The 14,939-nt window shown below is 62.9% G+C and carries 17 protein-coding genes; 8 read left to right on the top strand and 9 right to left on the bottom strand.

Annotated elements, in window-relative coordinates; translation table 11 throughout:
* Window position 1: 1 nt before the first annotated feature.
* Window positions 2–859, bottom strand: a complete 858-nt coding sequence (locus tag QPW08_RS08950) for an AAA family ATPase (protein ID WP_284125446.1) — start codon at window positions 857–859, stop codon at window positions 2–4.
* A gap of 139 nt (window positions 860–998) precedes the next feature.
* Between QPW08_RS08950 and QPW08_RS08955 the strand changes: the two genes are divergently transcribed.
* Together QPW08_RS08955 and QPW08_RS08960 are read left to right on the top strand one after the other, a co-directional pair.
* A complete protein-coding gene (locus QPW08_RS08955; RefSeq protein WP_284125447.1) occupies window positions 999–2,219 on the top strand; it encodes a bifunctional alpha/beta hydrolase/OsmC family protein in 1,221 nt (406 codons plus the stop codon).
* Window positions 2,216–2,521, top strand: coding sequence for a putative quinol monooxygenase (locus QPW08_RS08960; RefSeq protein WP_284125449.1), 306 nt, complete (start codon window positions 2,216–2,218; stop codon window positions 2,519–2,521). The genes QPW08_RS08955 and QPW08_RS08960 overlap by 4 nt, the downstream gene beginning before the upstream one ends.
* 4 nt (window positions 2,522–2,525) lie before the next feature.
* On the opposite strand, the gene QPW08_RS08965 is transcribed toward QPW08_RS08960, so the two are convergent.
* From QPW08_RS08965 to QPW08_RS08975, 3 genes are all read right to left on the bottom strand, one after another.
* A complete protein-coding gene (locus tag QPW08_RS08965) occupies window positions 2,526–2,888 on the bottom strand; it encodes a hypothetical protein (protein WP_284125451.1) in 363 nt (120 codons plus the stop codon).
* On the bottom strand, window positions 2,881–4,869 hold the full coding sequence (gene parE, locus QPW08_RS08970; protein WP_284125453.1) for a DNA topoisomerase IV subunit B: 1,989 nt from the start codon (window positions 4,867–4,869) through the stop codon (window positions 2,881–2,883). Before parE ends, QPW08_RS08965 begins: the two co-directional genes overlap by 8 nt.
* A 76-nt stretch (window positions 4,870–4,945) precedes the next feature.
* Window positions 4,946–6,100, bottom strand: a complete 1,155-nt coding sequence (locus tag QPW08_RS08975) for a penicillin-binding protein activator (RefSeq protein ID WP_284125455.1) — start codon at window positions 6,098–6,100, stop codon at window positions 4,946–4,948.
* 26 nt (window positions 6,101–6,126) lie between these two features.
* Here QPW08_RS08975 and rsmI point away from each other — a divergent pair, with 26 nt between their 5' ends.
* From rsmI to gshB, 3 genes are all read left to right on the top strand, one after another.
* On the top strand, window positions 6,127–6,981 hold the full coding sequence (rsmI, locus tag QPW08_RS08980; RefSeq protein ID WP_284125457.1) for a 16S rRNA (cytidine(1402)-2'-O)-methyltransferase: 855 nt from the start codon (window positions 6,127–6,129) through the stop codon (window positions 6,979–6,981).
* On the top strand, window positions 6,978–7,328 hold the full coding sequence (locus QPW08_RS08985) for a YraN family protein (protein ID WP_284125459.1): 351 nt from the start codon (window positions 6,978–6,980) through the stop codon (window positions 7,326–7,328). The genes rsmI and QPW08_RS08985 overlap by 4 nt, the downstream gene beginning before the upstream one ends.
* A 151-nt stretch (window positions 7,329–7,479) precedes the next feature.
* Window positions 7,480–8,433, top strand: coding sequence for a glutathione synthase (gene gshB, locus QPW08_RS08990; protein ID WP_284125461.1), 954 nt, complete (start codon window positions 7,480–7,482; stop codon window positions 8,431–8,433).
* On the opposite strand, the gene QPW08_RS08995 is transcribed toward gshB, so the two are convergent.
* From QPW08_RS08995 to rph, 4 genes are all read right to left on the bottom strand, one after another.
* On the bottom strand, window positions 8,434–9,330 hold the full coding sequence (locus QPW08_RS08995) for a tyrosine recombinase XerC (RefSeq protein ID WP_284125463.1): 897 nt from the start codon (window positions 9,328–9,330) through the stop codon (window positions 8,434–8,436).
* Entirely contained in the window at window positions 9,327–10,478 is a 1,152-nt protein-coding gene (gene hemW / locus QPW08_RS09000) for a radical SAM family heme chaperone HemW (RefSeq protein ID WP_284125465.1), read from the bottom strand. The genes QPW08_RS08995 and hemW overlap by 4 nt, the downstream gene beginning before the upstream one ends.
* Before the next feature lie 104 nt (window positions 10,479–10,582).
* Window positions 10,583–11,209, bottom strand: coding sequence for an RdgB/HAM1 family non-canonical purine NTP pyrophosphatase (gene rdgB, locus QPW08_RS09005; protein ID WP_284125466.1), 627 nt, complete (start codon window positions 11,207–11,209; stop codon window positions 10,583–10,585).
* Window positions 11,206–11,919 carry a ribonuclease PH gene (gene rph / locus QPW08_RS09010; protein ID WP_284125468.1) on the bottom strand — a complete coding sequence of 238 codons (714 nt, stop codon included), beginning with the start codon at window positions 11,917–11,919 and terminating at the stop codon, window positions 11,206–11,208. The genes rdgB and rph overlap by 4 nt, the downstream gene beginning before the upstream one ends.
* A gap of 70 nt (window positions 11,920–11,989) precedes the next feature.
* On the opposite strand from rph, the gene QPW08_RS09015 reads away from it, so the two are divergent.
* Genes QPW08_RS09015 through grpE form a run of 3 tightly spaced genes read left to right on the top strand, consistent with a single transcriptional unit; the run spans window position 11,990 to window position 14,213 of the window.
* Window positions 11,990–12,553 (top strand): DUF6882 domain-containing protein, encoded by a 564-nt coding sequence (locus tag QPW08_RS09015; RefSeq protein WP_284125470.1) that lies wholly within the window; start codon window positions 11,990–11,992, stop codon window positions 12,551–12,553.
* On the top strand, window positions 12,550–13,587 hold the full coding sequence (gene hrcA, locus QPW08_RS09020; protein ID WP_284125472.1) for a heat-inducible transcriptional repressor HrcA: 1,038 nt from the start codon (window positions 12,550–12,552) through the stop codon (window positions 13,585–13,587). The genes QPW08_RS09015 and hrcA overlap by 4 nt, the downstream gene beginning before the upstream one ends.
* A gap of 20 nt (window positions 13,588–13,607) precedes the next feature.
* Complete coding sequence (grpE, locus tag QPW08_RS09025) at window positions 13,608–14,213, top strand: nucleotide exchange factor GrpE (RefSeq protein ID WP_284125474.1); 606 nt, start codon at window positions 13,608–13,610, stop codon at window positions 14,211–14,213.
* Between the two features lies 1 nt (window position 14,214).
* Here the strand turns inward: grpE and QPW08_RS09030 are convergent, their stop codons facing one another.
* On the bottom strand, window positions 14,215–14,880 hold the full coding sequence (locus QPW08_RS09030; RefSeq protein ID WP_284125476.1) for a crotonase/enoyl-CoA hydratase family protein: 666 nt from the start codon (window positions 14,878–14,880) through the stop codon (window positions 14,215–14,217).
* Window positions 14,881–14,939: the final 59 nt, after the last annotated feature.

The following is a 14,939-nucleotide window of genomic DNA, read 5'->3' on the forward strand; positions in this document are numbered from 1 at the left end:
CTCAACTCTGGCGGCGCGCCATGAAGGCAAGCCGCTCGAACAGCATCACATCCTGCTCGTTCTTCAACAGCGCGCCATGCAGTGGCGGGATCGCGCTGTTGGGATTGGCATCCTGCAGCACGTCCATCGGCATGTCTTCATTGAGCAGCAGCCTGAGCCAGTCGAGCAGCTCGCTGGTGGAGGGCTTCTTCTTCAGCCCCGGCACTTCGCGGATCTCGTAGAAGACATCCATCGCCTTCTTCACCAGCTGCTTCTGGATACCGGGGAAATGCACGTCGATGATGTCCGCCATCGTCTCGCGGTCGGGGAACTTTATGTAATGGAAGAAACAGCGGCGCAGGAATGCGTCAGGCAGTTCCTTCTCGTTGTTCGAAGTGATGACCACGATAGGGCGGTCCTTGGCCGAGATCCGCTCATGGGTTTCATAGACATCGAACTCGTTGCGATCGAGCTCCTGCAGCAAGTCGTTGGGGAACTCGATATCGGCCTTGTCGATCTCGTCGATCAGCAGGACTGGCAGCTGCTCGCTGGTGAAGGCTTCCCACAGCTTGCCCTTCTTGATGTAGTTCGAAATGTCGTGGACGCGCTCGTCACCCAGCTGGCCATCGCGCAGGCGGGCGACCGCGTCATATTCATACAGGCCCTGCTGTGCCTTGGTGGTGGACTTGATGTTCCACTCGATCAGCGGGGCTCCGATGGCCTTGGCGATTTCATGCGCCAGCACGGTCTTGCCGGTACCGGGTTCACCCTTCACCAGCAGCGGGCGGCGCAATGTCACAGCGGCGTCGACAGCGACCTTGAGGTCATCGGTCGCGATGTAGTCACTGGTTCCTTCGAAACGCTTTGGAGTATCGGCCATGAGTTTCCCTATGCAACTTGCTTTACGTGAGCGTTAGGGAAGCCGTGCGGGCGGGGCAAGGGCGAAACTGCGAAGCCATCGCTTCGCCGTAACCGATCGGCTAGGACGGGCGGACTCCGCCTCGAGAAAGGACCAATCGATGCCGACCGAGAAAATCTCCATCGCCACCGAGGCGGGTTACGAGCTTTCAGGGGCGCTGGAGATGCCAACCGGCCTGCAACGCGGCGTGGCGCTGTTTGCACATTGCTTCACCTGCACCAAGCAGTCGAAAGCGGCGGTGGAAGTGACCCGCGCACTGGCCCGCGAAGGCATTGCCACGCTGCGGTTCGACTTTACCGGGCTGGGCGCTAGCGAAGGAGAGTTCGGACGGGCGGGGTTCGCCAGCGATATTAACGATCTGATCGCGAGCGCCGGCGCCCTGTGCGAGCGGTTCGGGGACGGCATCCTGCTGGTCGGACATAGCCTTGGCGGAGCGGCAGTCCTTGCGGCTGCTCACCGCATGCCCAAAGGCAAGGTGGCCGCAGTTGCGACAATCGGCGCGCCCTCTGATGTCACGCATGTGCTGCACAATTTGAAAGGCGACCTGGACGCCATCGAGCGCGAAGGCGAAGGCGAAGTCGCTATTGGCGGCAGGCCGTTCAAGCTGAGCAAGCAATTCCTCGACGCGACACGCGATGTGGACCTGCTTGGCCAGGTAGAAGCACTGCGCGTCCCGCTGATGTTCTGCCATGCACCGACCGACCAGATCGTGGGGATCGAGCATGCGGGCAAGTTGTTCGACGCTGCCAAGCATCCCAAGAGCTTCATCAGCCTGGCTGGGGCCGATCATTTGCTGACCGATCCCGCCGATGCCGACTTCGCCGCACGCGTGATCGCCAGCTGGGCGCAGCGCTACATGCCAATGAAGGAGGATTGGCCGATGCCGGAGGAAGGCGTGATTGCCTGCACCGGACACGGAAAGTTCGGCACTGAAGTGCACACGGTGAGCCACCGCTTCGTAGCAGACGAACCGCGCAGCTATGGCGGCGATGACACCGGCCCAACGCCCTATGACTTGCTAGGGGCAGCTCTCGGCACCTGCACGGCGATGACGATGAAGATGTATGCCGAATACAAGGGCCTGCCCCTGGAAGGCGTCAGCGTCCACGTGACCCATGAGCGCGACCACGCCAGGGATTGCGACCACTGCACCGAGGAAGAGGTTACCAGCAAAGTTCAGGCACTGAACCGGGCTATCACCATCAGGGGTGACGAATTAGACGAACAGGCGCGTGTGAAGCTGATGGAAATTGCCGACAAATGCCCGGTCCACCGGACGTTGGAGGGGAAACTGCATATTCACACGGAGGAAGCGGCATGATCATCATCACTGGCACGGTCCAGCTCAAACCCGAATCGCGCGAAGATGCCATTCGCCTTGGTTGCGAACATTCGGCCCGGTCGCGCGGCGAGCCTGGTTGCCTGGCGCACAATTGCTACGTGGATGCGGAAGACGAATTGCGTATCCACTTCTTCGAGAAGTGGGCTGACGAAGCGGCAGTGAAGCAGCACTTCGCTGTTCCTGAATCGCGGGCTTTCGTGGGGGAGATTTCTGGGTTTGCTTCAGCCCCGCCGCAGATCGAACTCTTTGCCGCGCGGGCTGTCGAAGGGACGCCGTTCTAGTCCCTCAAACCCGGGGCAGCGCGCCCAGCACGCTCAGACCCAGCTGCAACACTAGCACAATCACCGTAGCCAAGCGCCATCCCGTGCCAGCGCCCGACATTCCCCGTTCCCACGTCCAGATCCAGATTAGCACCGTAGCCATCAGCGAAAATGCGATCGTGAAGAAGCCGTTGAAGCTCGCCAGCGCGATGAAGATCACGAACAGCACGACCATCTGCAGCAGGAAGGCCCCGGCAAACCAGGCGATTGGGATGGGCCGGTACTGCGCATCGGGCGCATACCAGTCCGGCAGAGCGGTATCCGGCCTCGCGATGCGGCGATCCTCGAACACGACGTCGCCCTCTTCGTTCTCCTGAGGATCAGGCATCAATGAGGTCACGGTCGACCTCTCCAGCCCGGTTCTGGATGAAGTTGAAGCGATGTTCAGGATTGCGGCCCATCAGGCGGTCGACCAGCTCCTTTACCGCAAAGCGTTGCTCGTGCTCGGCGGGCAGGGTGATGCGGATCAGCGATCGGGTGTCGGGGTCCATGGTCGTTTCGCGCAGCTGCGCCGGATTCATCTCGCCGAGGCCCTTGAAGCGGCCGACCTCGACCTTCTTGCCCTTGAAGACCGTGGCTTCCAGCTCGGCGCGGTGCGCGTCATCGCGGGCGTAGCGGCTCTCCTTGCCGGCAGTCAGGCGGTAAAGCGGCGGCTGGGCGAGATAGAGGTGCCCGCCGCGCACGATCTCGGCCATCTCCTGGAAGAAGAAGGTCATCAGCAGCGTGGCGATATGCGCGCCGTCGACATCGGCGTCGGTCATGATGATGATGCGGTCGTAACGCAGGTTCTGCGGGTCGCAGTCCTTGCGCATGCCGCATCCCAGCGCGAGGCCAAGGTCGGCGATTTCCTGATTGGCGCGGATCTTGTCCGCGGTGGCGCTGGCGACGTTGAGGATCTTGCCCCGGATTGGCAGGATCGCCTGAGTCTTGCGGTTGCGCGCCTGCTTCGCACTGCCACCGGCGGAATCGCCTTCGACGATGAACAGCTCGGTCTCGGCGTCGGTTTCGCCGCTGCAATCGGTCAGCTTGCCGGGCAGGCGCAGCTTCTTGGCGTTGGTGGCGGTCTTGCGCTTGACCTCGCGCTCGGCCTTGCGGCGCAAGCGCTCGTCCATCCGCTCCATGACACTGCCGAGCAGCGCCTTGCCGCGCTCCATATTGTCGGACAGGAAATGGTCGAAGTGATCGCGCACCGCGTTCTCGACCAGTCGCGTAGCCTCGGGCGAGGTCAGCCGGTCCTTGGTCTGGCTCTGGAACTGCGGATCGCGGATGAAGACGCTGAGCATGATCTCGGCGCCGGTCATCACATCGTCGGCCGAGATATCCTTGGCCTTCTTCTGGCCGGTCAGCTCGCCGAAAGCGCGCAGTCCCTTGGTCAGCGCCGCGCGCAGGCCCTGTTCATGCGTCCCGCCATCGGGGGTAGGGACGGTGTTGCAATACCAGCTGGTCGATCCATCCGACCACAGGGGCCAGGCGATCGCCCATTCGACGCGGCCCTGCTCGTCAGGAAAGTCCTGCCGCCCGGTGAAGTGATCGGCGGTCACGCATTCACGGGCCCCCACCTGTTCGCGCAGGTGATCGGCCAGCCCGCCGGGGAACTTGAACACCGCCTCTTCGGGCACATCCTCGCCGGTGAGGCTGGCGGCGCATTTCCAGCGGATCTCGACCCCCGCAAAGAGATAGGCCTTGGACCGCGCCAGCTTGAACAGCCGCGCAGGCTTGAACTGGCGATCGCCGAAGATCTCGGTGTCGGGGGTGAAGGTGACCGTGGTACCGCGCCGGTTGGGCGTGGGACCGAGCTTCTGGATCGGCCCGAGCGTCTGCCCCTTGGAAAATTCCTGCGCATAGAGCTCGCGATCCCGCGCCACTTCGACCCGCGTGTGGCTGGACAATGCGTTGACCACGCTGACGCCCACCCCGTGAAGGCCGCCCGATGTAGCATATGCCTTGCCGGAGAACTTGCCGCCCGAGTGCAGTGTCGAGAGGATCACTTCCAGCGTCGACTTGCCCGGAAACTTTGGATGCTCATCGACCGGGATCCCGCGACCGTTATCAGCAATGGAAACGGTGTTGCCTTCCTCAACCCGGATTTCGATCCGGCTGGCATGGCCAGCCACCGCTTCGTCCATCGCATTGTCGAGCACTTCGGCGACAAGGTGATGAAGGGCGCGATCATCGGTCCCGCCGATATACATGCCCGGCCGGCGACGCACAGGCTCGAGCCCTTCGAGAACCTCGATGGAAGAGCTATCGTAATCGCCGCTGGAAGCGGGGGTGTTTTCGAACAGGTCGTCAGGCGCGGAGTCAGGCATAGGCCAAGGCTATAGGCCCCGGTTTCACCGCGCTACAAGCTACCCGGCAAAGGTTTTGCGCAGGCCGCGCGCCTTGTCAGAATTTTGTCGGTGCGGCATCCACGATCACGACGCCGCCGGCGCGCACTTCGCGCACTTCCATTGCCCGTTGCACAACGCCGTTGCGCCCGAAGCGGAACGCTCCGTCAAGGCCGAGGAAACCGTCATCTGCATAGAGCGCGCCGGTCGGGAAACTGCTACCGACTTTCCAGTCCCGCGCGACCCGCAGCGCCAACAGCACGCTGTCGTACCCGAGCGTTGCGATACGGAAAGGCTGGCCGCCGAAGCGCGAATTGTAGCTCTCGGAGAAACGCTTGAAGCGGCCGTCGGACACTGCCGAGAACCAGGTGCCACGAAGAGCACTGGCCTGCGTTACAGAGGATTCCCCGCTGAGCAACTCCGTGCCCAACAACTGGGTTGTGCCCGGCTTGAACACTCCGGCCGCCTGGATGACAAGGCGGGCGCCATCGGCAATCAGTACGGCATCGAACCCACCGCGCGCCTTCAACCGCTCGCTCGCGCTCACGATCGAGGTATTGCCACGAGCGTACCGTTCGATCCCGCCAAGCGACATTGCATTCTCGCGCAGCGCCTGGGTCAGCGACAGTTCGGCGCGCTGGCCATACTCTCCGTCGGGTACAATCGCAGCCACGCTCTGTGCACCCCGGCTGCGGGCATAGGCAATGGTCCGGCTGATCGACTGGCTGGGCAAGTGGCCCATCACGAAGGAATCGGTTGCGGCCACGCTCTCGTCATTGGAAAACGAAATCAGCGGCACACGGGCAGGGCGAGCTTCAGCCAGCACCTGAGCGACATTGCCGGACAGCAGCGGGCCGAGGATCAGCTTGTTGCCATCGGCGATTGCCTTGCGCGCGGCACCTCGCGGATCGGTTGACGTGTCATACGTCGTGATCCGCAAATTGCTGGCGTTGGTATCAAGCAGCGCCATGGTGGTGGCATTGGCGATCGACTGACCGACGCGGGCGTTGTCGCCGCTCATCGGAACCAGCAGGGCGACGCGGTGGCGGGTCTCGTCGGTGGGCAGGGCAGTGGCGCTGGGTTCGGGTGCCGGACCGGTATCGACCGGACCGGTAGAAGTCGCTGGCCCTTTCGGGATAACCTGGCAGGCGGCCAGCAACGCCGCCGAACCTGCGATGACCAGCGCGCGACGCGCCAGTTTGAACCCCGTCATGCTTGCGACTCCCTCAACTTCTGTCCATGCCAACAATCGTGCAGCCCGAGATCCCCACCGACCCCTTGCCTGCGGGCCTCTATATAGTCGCCACGCCTATTGGCAATCTTGGCGATGTAACACTGCGGGCAATCGAGACCCTTGCACGGTGCGATGCCGTCGCTTGCGAAGACACCCGTGTTGCAGGCAAGTTCCTCAAGCATCTGGGGATAACCAAACCCTTGTGGCGCTACGACGATCATGTCGATGCCAAGACCCGCGATGCCATCGTCTCCAGCCTCGCTGACAAGGCCGTTGCGCTGATAAGCGATGCCGGCACTCCGCTGGTATCCGATCCTGGCTATCGGCTGGCACGGGCCGCGCGGGATGCAGGTCGTTCAATGACGACTGTCCCCGGTGCCTGTGCTGCGATTGCCGGACTGACTCTTTCTGGACTGCCTAGCGACCGCTTCCTGTTCGCTGGTTTTTTGCCGGTCAAGGACAAGGCCCGACGAGACTTGCTGGAGGAACTCTCACCGGTCGACACCTCACTCATCTTCTACGAAACCGGACCGCGACTGATGAAAAGCCTTGCCGCAATTGACGAGGTGTTGCCCGGTCGCGAGATCGCTGTCGCGCGCGAGATTACCAAGTTGCACGAGGAATGTCGCCGCGGGATGGGAGCAGGGCTGATGGCCCATTTCGACGCCCATCCACCAAAGGGCGAAATTGTCCTGATGGTCGGACCTCCACCAGAGGAAGCTTGCCAGGCCGACCCGGACGACCTCTTGCGCGAAGCGCTTAAGACTATGAAAATTTCGCAGGCCGCGGCCTACGTCGCCAAGGCCACGGGCCTCGACCGCAAGCAGCTCTATGCTCGTGCCATGGAACTGAAGGAATGAAGCGCCAACTCGCGGAACTCAGTGGCCGCGACGGTGAGAAGCGCGCAGCCCTGTGGCTGCGTGCCAAAGGCTGGTCGATCCTGGCAAACCGCGTCAGGACACCGCTGGGTGAAATCGACCTTGTCGCGCGGCGCGGCAAGCTGGTCGCCTTCGTCGAAGTCAAATGGCGCAAGGACAAAGCGGAGCTGGACCATGCCATTGACGAACGTCGGCTGAGCCGGGTTGCCGCCGCCGCCGAGGCTGTAGCGCACGACTATGCCCGCGAGGGGGAAGACATCCGGATCGACGTGATCCTGCTTGCACCCGGCAGCTTCCCGCGCCACATCGCCAATGCCTGGCAGCCGTAGTTCAAAACCCGTCGCCCCTGCGCAGGCAGGGGCCTATCCACCATCCCGATCAGGCGGTATGCCTTCCTGAATTGCGGCGTTGCTGACTATCGGTGCGCCGACTGTGAAGCAATCTGGGCCCCTGCCTGCGCAGGGGCGACGAGGAACGAGAATGGCCCTGAAAGTCGCGGTCCAGATGGACCCCATGGAAAGCATCAATATCGCCGGGGATTCGAGCTTTGCCCTGATGCTCAGCGCTCAGGCGCGCGGACACACGGTCTATCACTACGATGTCGGTTCGCTGGCTTATGAGGATGGCCGCATCACCGCCCATGCGGCGCCGGTGACGGTCCAGCGGGTCGCAGGCGATCACTTCACCATGGGCGAGCGGCGCAAAATCGACCTTGCTACCGACATCGACGTGGTACTGATGCGGCAGGACCCGCCGTTCCACCTGGGGTATATCTCGGCGGCATTGCTTCTCGACCGGCTCAAGGGCACGACGCTGGTCGTCAATGACCCACGCGAAGTGATCAACGCGCCTGAGAAGATGTTCGTGCTGGACTACGCCCGCTTCATGCCGCCGACGCTGGTCGCGCGCGAGCTGAGCGACATTCGCGAATTCCAGAAGAAACATGGTGCCGTGGTGGTGAAGCCGCTGCATGGCAATGGCGGCAAGGCAATTTTCCGCGTCGACGCCGAAGGGACCAACCTCTCGGCCCTGAGCGAAGTCTTCAACCAGACCTGGCCCGAACCGCACATGGTCCAACCCTTCCTCCCCGAGGTGGCCGAGGGCGACAAACGTATCGTATTGGTCGACGGCGAGGTCAGCGGCGCGATCAACCGTTTCCCGGGCGAGGGCGAGTTCCGCTCCAACCTGGCGCAGGGCGGCTATGCCGAAGCGACGACACTGACCGGGCGCGAAGAAGAAATCTGTGCTGCCATGGGGCCTGAGCTCAAGCGGCGAGGGCTGGTCTTCGTCGGCATAGACGTGATCGGCGGCAAGTACCTTACAGAGATCAATGTCACTTCGCCGACGGGAATCGTCGTGATCGACAGGTTCAACGGGACGGACACACCCGCACTGATCTGGGACGCGATCGAAGCGCGCCACGCCGCGATGTAGTCAGCCCTTCTCGCGCGGATGCGCCCCGCGATAGGTTTCCAGCAGCGTCGCTGCATCCACCTTGGTGTAGATCTGGGTCGAGCCGAGGCTGGCGTGTCCGAGAAGTTCCTGCAGGCTTCTGAGGTCCGCACCCGCCCCTAGCAGGTGGGTCGCGAAGCTGTGGCGGAGCGCATGCGGAGTGGCAGTTTCGGGCAGGCCGAGCGCCTTGCGCGCCCGGGCCGTCGCTTTCTGGATCATGCCCTGCGAGAGCGGCCCGCCCTTGGCCCCAAGGAACAATGGTCCGTCCTGCTCGATCGGCCATGGGCAGGCCTCGGCATAGTCTGCCGCTGCCGCACTGATGATTGGCAGGATCGGGACCACTCGCTGCTTGCCACCCTTGCCGGTGACTTGCAGGCGCTCATTGAGCGGCAGGTCGCTCCCTTTGAGAGACAGCGCCTCGGCAATCCGCATCCCGGCACCATAGAGCAGCAACAGCACCGCGCGGTCGCGCTTGCCGATCCAGTCGTCCGCCGCATTTGCTTCGACCAAATCGGCGAGGTTGACCGCTTCGTCCGGCGTGACGGGGCGGGGCAGGCCCTTCTTGATCCGCGGCCCGCGCAGGCGCGGCGCGCCGGCCTCTTCCTCCCCGGCTTCGCTGCGGGCATAGGCGATAAAGGCCTTGAGAGCCGACAATTCACGAGCGGCGGAGCTGTTAGCCAATCCTTCCGCCCGGCGCTGGGCGAGATGACGGCGCAGCATGCCGGAATCGACCGCTGCCACGTCCCCCCATTCGGCAAGGTCGCGCGCAAACAGCAAACGCTCGGCGGCCTTGTGATAGGCCCTCACGGTATGTGGGGAACGGCGGCGTTCGACGGCCAGATGGGTGTGCCACTGGGCGAGGATGTCCGCCACACTCACGCCAGCACCAGTTCGGAGGAAACTAGCTCGCCCAGCAGCGCATCGAGCAGCGGCATGCCCTTGGGTGTAACCGACAGACGGTCGCCGTCATGTTCGACCATGCCCAGGCGTGCGTAGAATTGGGCCCGCTCATCATCAACCAACCCTTCCGGTGCAATCCCGAACCGGCGCGCCATAACCGCGAGATCGACACCCTCGGTGAGGCGCAGTCCCATCATCAGGGCTTCGGAGGCTTGCTCTGCCGCTGCGAGGGCGCGCTCTTCCTGCGTACCACTCCCTGCATCCTCGATAGCAGTCAGCCAGTTCTCCGGCTTCTTATGGCGGGTGGTGGCAATCCCGCTCCGACGGCCATGCGCACCGGGGCCGATCCCGCAATAGTCCTCGTAACGCCAGTAGGTTAGGTTGTGCCGGCTTTCCTCGCCGGGTCGGGCATGATTGCTGACCTCATAGGCTGGGAGGCCTGCAGCAGCTGTCATCGCCTGCGTCACGGCGAACATGTCGGCCGCTGGGTCGTCATCGAGCGGTGTGAAAGTGCCTTGCCGCACATCGGTGGCAAAGCGCGTGCCGGGCTCGATGGTCAGCTGGTAGAGCGAGAGGTGCGACGTGCCGAAGCCAAGCGCGCATGCCAGCTCGGCGCGCCACTGCGCCTCGGTCTGGCCGGGCCGGGCATAGATCAGGTCGAAACTGACCCGGCCGAAGTTCGCTTGTGCGGTATCGAGTGCGGCCAGCGCTTCGTCCGCACCATGCAACCGCCCGAGGAACCGCAGGGTTGCATCGTCCAGTGCCTGCACGCCGAGCGAGACGCGGTTCACCCCGGCTGCGGCGAGGTCGGCAAAATTGGCCGCTTCGACCGAGGACGGATTGGCTTCCAGCGTAATCTCGATATCGGGCGCGAAGCCCCACAGGGCCTGGGCCTCGCTCAGCAATGACGCCACGAGGGCAGGGGGCATCAGCGACGGCGTACCGCCGCCGAAGAAGACCGATGTCAGCGGTTCACCGCCCGCCAGCCCGGCCTCATAGCGCATGTCGGCCAGCATCGCTCGCTCCCACAGCGCATGATCAACGCTGGCGCGGACATGGCTGTTGAAGTCGCAATAGGGGCATTTCTTCGCGCAGAAGGGCCAGTGAATGTAGAGTGCGCGGGCCATAGAAAGGTCTCTAGCACCTTCGTGATCCCCCGCGAAGGCGGGGGTCTCAGGCAATCGGGCAAATCACGGGCGGGCTGAGGTCCCCGCCTGCGCGGGGACACACGCTAGCCGAATTGCTCCGCTACCAGCTTCGCGAAGGCATCGGCGCGGTGGCTGATGGCGTGCTTCTGCGCCGGATCGATCTCGGCAAAGGTCTGCTCGCGTCCGGTTGGTACGAACACGGGGTCATAGCCAAAGCCGAGCGTACCCCTAGGGGGCCAGGTCAGCGATCCGGTGCACTTGCCTTCGTAGATTGCATGCTCCCCGTCTGGCCAGGCGATGGCCAGCACGCAATGGAACGCCGCACTGCGATCGACGTCTGGCCCCAATTGCTGCAGCATCCCTTCGACCTTGCCCATCGCCATGTACCAGTCCCGGCCCGGCTCGCCTTCGAACCATTGCCGCTCGGCCCAGTCGGCGGTGTAGACACCGGGCCGGCCATCCAGTGAATCGACCGCCAACCCACTGTCATCAGCTAGCGCCGCCATCCCCGAGGCCTCGGCTGCTGCGCGCGCCTTGATGAGGGCGTTCTCGACAAAGGTCTTGCCGGTCTCTGCCGGCTCCGGCAGGCCCAGTGAACCGGCACTGATGCATTTGACCCCGTAGGGATCGAGCAGCGCCGAGATTTCCTTCAGCTTGCCTGCATTGTGCGTGGCGATCACCAGCGAGCCGGAGCCGAGACGGCGTGTCATGCGGTAGCCTTGCCCTGGGCCGTGAAGATCTCTGCGCAACCGATCTGAGCCAGTCGAAGCAGGCGCAGAAAGCCTTCCTCGTCATAGGGTGCGCCCTCGGCGGTTGCCTGAGCCTCTGCGATCTTGCCGCCTTCGATCAGTACGAAGTTGGCGTCTGCATCAGCGTTGCTGTCCTCTGGGTAGTCGAGATCGAGCACTGGCGTGCCATCATAGATGCCGCAGGAAATAGCAGCGACCTTCGCCGTGATCGGATCTTCTTTGAGGGCACCTGACTTGAGCAGGCCGTTGACAGCAAGCCGCAACGCCACCCATGCGCCAGAGATGGAGGCAGTACGTGTCCCGCCATCGGCCTGGATGACGTCGCAATCGAGCGTGATCTGGTGCTCGCCGAGTTTCTTGAGATCGACAACGGCCCGCAGCGACCGCCCGATCAGGCGCTGGATCTCCTGCGTCCGGCCCGATTGTTTCCCCCGTGCCGCTTCGCGCGAGCCGCGCGTATGTGTCGCGCGCGGGAGCATGGAATACTCGCCTGTTACCCAGCCTTCTCCCTTGCCGCGCAACCATGGCGGCAAGCGGTCTTCGACGCTGGCGGTGCACAACACACGTGTGTCGCCGAAGCTGATCAGACAGGAGCCCTCGGCGTGCTTGGTATAGCCGGTCTCGATAGTGATAGCGCGCATCTCGTCGGGCGCGCGTCCGGAAGGTCGCATGAAAATCCTTTCGTTTGGATGCAGGCGGCCATAAATCAACTGCCGAAGCGTTCAACCCGAAAGGACCGGTATGATACTGCCAGCAGCACTGTTCCTGAGCATGGTCTTGACTGGTACCATGCCCGAAGACAGCTCGAACAGCGGTAACGAAAGCGCTGAAGCTAGCAATGACCGGATGGCGGATGCACCGGACCTGGCGGTAGCGCGCGCCATGAGCGGACTGCAGCAGAAGACGCAATTTCATATCGGCACCTGGAAGCTGGACGAGAGCTCTTGGGCCGTCGATCTCGACCGGGGTGTGATCGAATTCACCAACAAGGAAGGATGGCTGATATCCGCTCCGGTGCAAGTCATCGGCACTCACGATACCCGTGACGGCACCTTCATGTGGGGCTGGGATCATCCATCGGTACCGGCGGCGAGTGCGCAGGCGGCCCTTTTGCTCAAGACTTACGCCGAAGCCCACGGACTCACCGAAGTCTCGACCCAACTGGGCGTGCTTTCTGATGAACGCGCATGGGAACTGACAGCGCTCGCGGATTACCTTGCGGAGTCCAACGGCGCGTATCGTGCCCCCATCGGGACAACCAATGTGTACATGACCTTTGGGCAGCTCAACATCGCGAAAGAATGACAGCAGAGATTTCCGACCTGACCGACCGCGCACGGGCAATCTTCCAGCTCGTCGTCGAAGGCTATCTGGAAAGCGGACAGCCGGTCGGTTCCAAGACCTTGTCGCAAGATCAGGCACTCGATCTGTCTCCCGCTTCGATCCGATCCGTGCTGGCAGACCTCGAATCCATCGGCTTGCTTGCCGCGCCGCACACCAGCGCCGGGCGCATGCCGACCGAAACGGGCCTGCGGTTGTTTGTCGACGGGATGATGCAGGTTGCCGAACCGACACGGGCCGAACGCGAAACCATCCAAGCGCGTCTGGGGCATTCCGGCCCGATCGAGCAAGCGCTTGAAGCGACCAGCTCCATGCTGTCAGACCTCTCGGGAGCAGCAGGCATGGTCATGGTCCCTAGCCGCGAACCACGCCTCGCCCAGATCTCGCTGGTACCTCTGGGCCAGGGTCGTGCGCTCGCCGTCCTGGTCGGCGAAGACGGCGGGATCGAAAACCGCGTAATCGAGATCGGCGATACGCCTGCCAATGTGCTGGAACAGGTCAGCAATTACATCACCGCACGGCTTGCAGGGCGGACGCTCAGCGAAGCCACCCGTGCTGTGCGTGCGGAAATTTCCGCTGGCCGGTCGGCTCTCGACAAGGCGAGCCAGGACCTCGTCGAACGCGGCCTTGCGGTATGGACAGAGGACGCCACCCAGCGCCCGGTACTGATCGTGCGCGGTCAGGCGAACTTACTCGACGAAAGCGCTCTCGAGGACCTCGACCGGGTCCGCTCCTTGCTCGACGACCTGGAAAACAAGCAATCCGTGGCCGAGCTGCTGGAGACCGCGCGTGACGCTGATTCAACGCGCATATTTATCGGCAGCGAGAACCGCCTTTTTGCACTTTCAGGTTCGTCCGTCATCGCATCCCCCTATCGCGACCGCGAAGGAAAAGTCGTTGGCGTGCTGGGCGTGATCGGCCCCACGCGGTTGAATTACGCGCGCGTCGTCCCCATGGTGGATTTTACGGCCCGTTCGCTGGGCAAACTGATCGGTTAACCGAAAGCCTCAAAAGAACAATGATCGACAACGACAAGAAGCAGGACACTGCGGCTGACGCAGAGGTTGAGAAAGAAATGGCCAAGGAAATGGAGGGCGTTCCCGAACACCTTCGCGATGATGGCGGCAGTGACGCTGAAGAGAGCGGCGACATTACCGCTGCTCTGGAGGCGCTGAAGAACGATCTCGAGACCGCCAAGCAGGAAACGCTCTACGCCAAGGCCGAGACCCAGAACGTCCGCCGCCGCATGGAGAAAGACGTTGCCGACGCCCGCGCCTATGCCGCCACCGGCTTTGCCCGCGATATCCTGTCAGTATCGGACAACCTGACCCGTGCGGTCGATGCGATCCCGGAGGAGTTGCGCGAAGACGAGAAGTTCAAGGGTCTCGTCGCCGGTATCGATGCCACCCGCCGCGAGATCGACAAGGTTTTCGCCCAGCATGGGGTAAGCCGCATTGCCGCGATGGGCCTGCCGCTTGATCCGAACCAACATCAGGCGATGATGGAAGTTCCGACCGATGACGCCGAACCCGGTACCATCGTGCAGGAGATGCAGGCCGGCTACATGATCAAGGATCGCCTGCTCCGCCCGGCGCTGGTAGGCGTGGCGAAGAAGCCCGACTAAATCACAGCTCCGGCATCTTCGTCGCCTTGATCCCTTCGATCACACCAGCGTTCACCTGCGCCTTGTTCCCGGCGAATGCGGGCAATTTCATGCTGTCGAAATAGTTGGGCAAAGCCGCGCGTTCGATCTCCAGCGCCTCTGCGTCCACCAGCCGGTCGAGATATCCCACCCGCAGCGCTTCGTCGGGATCGAACATCATGCCCGTACTGATCGCCTTTCGGCCCGATGGGGCCAGGCGATGGGTGGCCAGAACGACGGCAAATGCAGGCAAGACCAACCCGATCAAAGTCTCGTTCATGCCGATCTTGAAGTCGCCACGGATGCCGATTGCGCGGTCCGATGCCATCATCAGGAACGCGCCCGCAGGATAGGCATTGCCGGTGCAGATCGTGACCACTGGGGCTGGGTGCGTCAGGATGTCGAGGATCGCATCCTGCCCGGCCTGCAGCATCTCCAGCGCCGGGCCCGGTCCCTGGGCAAAGGTCTTGAGGTCGAACCCGGCCGAGAACAGGCCCGGCTTGCCTTCCAACACCACTGGCAGTTGCTTCGCCGCTGCATTGGCCAGCACTTCGCGGATGCGCGCCAGCATGGGGATCGACATGGCATTGACCTTGCCATCGTCCATTCTTGCATGGACGGCCGGCCCCAATTCACTTGTCTCGATCATGTATCCTCCCTCGAATTGCCAGCCACAGCACGCCTTCGGTTTGCGAAACCGAGCACGCC

This window comes from Parerythrobacter aestuarii (assembly GCF_030140925.1).
Taxonomy (GTDB): domain Bacteria; phylum Pseudomonadota; class Alphaproteobacteria; order Sphingomonadales; family Sphingomonadaceae; genus Parerythrobacter; species Parerythrobacter aestuarii.

What these genes read in the sequence shown, in the direction of transcription:
- parE (WP_284125453.1), bottom strand. Translation starts at nt 4,869, where the DNA reads ATGCCTGACTCCGCGCCTGACGACCTGTTCGAAAACACCCCCGCTTCC.
- QPW08_RS08950 (WP_284125446.1), bottom strand. Translation starts at nt 859, where the DNA reads ATGGCCGATACTCCAAAGCGTTTCGAAGGAACCAGTGACTACATCGCG.
- hemW (WP_284125465.1), bottom strand. Translation starts at nt 10,478, where the DNA reads ATGGCCCGCGCACTCTACATTCACTGGCCCTTCTGCGCGAAGAAATGC.
- hrcA (WP_284125472.1), top strand. Translation starts at nt 12,550, where the DNA reads ATGACAGCAGAGATTTCCGACCTGACCGACCGCGCACGGGCAATCTTC.
- QPW08_RS08975 (WP_284125455.1), bottom strand. Translation starts at nt 6,100, where the DNA reads ATGACGGGGTTCAAACTGGCGCGTCGCGCGCTGGTCATCGCAGGTTCG.
- QPW08_RS08985 (WP_284125459.1), top strand. Translation starts at nt 6,978, where the DNA reads ATGAAGCGCCAACTCGCGGAACTCAGTGGCCGCGACGGTGAGAAGCGC.
- gshB (WP_284125461.1), top strand. Translation starts at nt 7,480, where the DNA reads ATGGCCCTGAAAGTCGCGGTCCAGATGGACCCCATGGAAAGCATCAAT.
- QPW08_RS09015 (WP_284125470.1), top strand. Translation starts at nt 11,990, where the DNA reads ATGATACTGCCAGCAGCACTGTTCCTGAGCATGGTCTTGACTGGTACC.
- QPW08_RS08965 (WP_284125451.1), bottom strand. Translation starts at nt 2,888, where the DNA reads ATGCCTGATCCTCAGGAGAACGAAGAGGGCGACGTCGTGTTCGAGGAT.
- rdgB (WP_284125466.1), bottom strand. Translation starts at nt 11,209, where the DNA reads ATGACACGCCGTCTCGGCTCCGGCTCGCTGGTGATCGCCACGCACAAT.
- grpE (WP_284125474.1), top strand. Translation starts at nt 13,608, where the DNA reads ATGATCGACAACGACAAGAAGCAGGACACTGCGGCTGACGCAGAGGTT.
- QPW08_RS09030 (WP_284125476.1), bottom strand. Translation starts at nt 14,880, where the DNA reads ATGATCGAGACAAGTGAATTGGGGCCGGCCGTCCATGCAAGAATGGAC.
- rsmI (WP_284125457.1), top strand. Translation starts at nt 6,127, where the DNA reads ATGCCAACAATCGTGCAGCCCGAGATCCCCACCGACCCCTTGCCTGCG.
- QPW08_RS08960 (WP_284125449.1), top strand. Translation starts at nt 2,216, where the DNA reads ATGATCATCATCACTGGCACGGTCCAGCTCAAACCCGAATCGCGCGAA.
- QPW08_RS08955 (WP_284125447.1), top strand. Translation starts at nt 999, where the DNA reads ATGCCGACCGAGAAAATCTCCATCGCCACCGAGGCGGGTTACGAGCTT.
- rph (WP_284125468.1), bottom strand. Translation starts at nt 11,919, where the DNA reads ATGCGACCTTCCGGACGCGCGCCCGACGAGATGCGCGCTATCACTATC.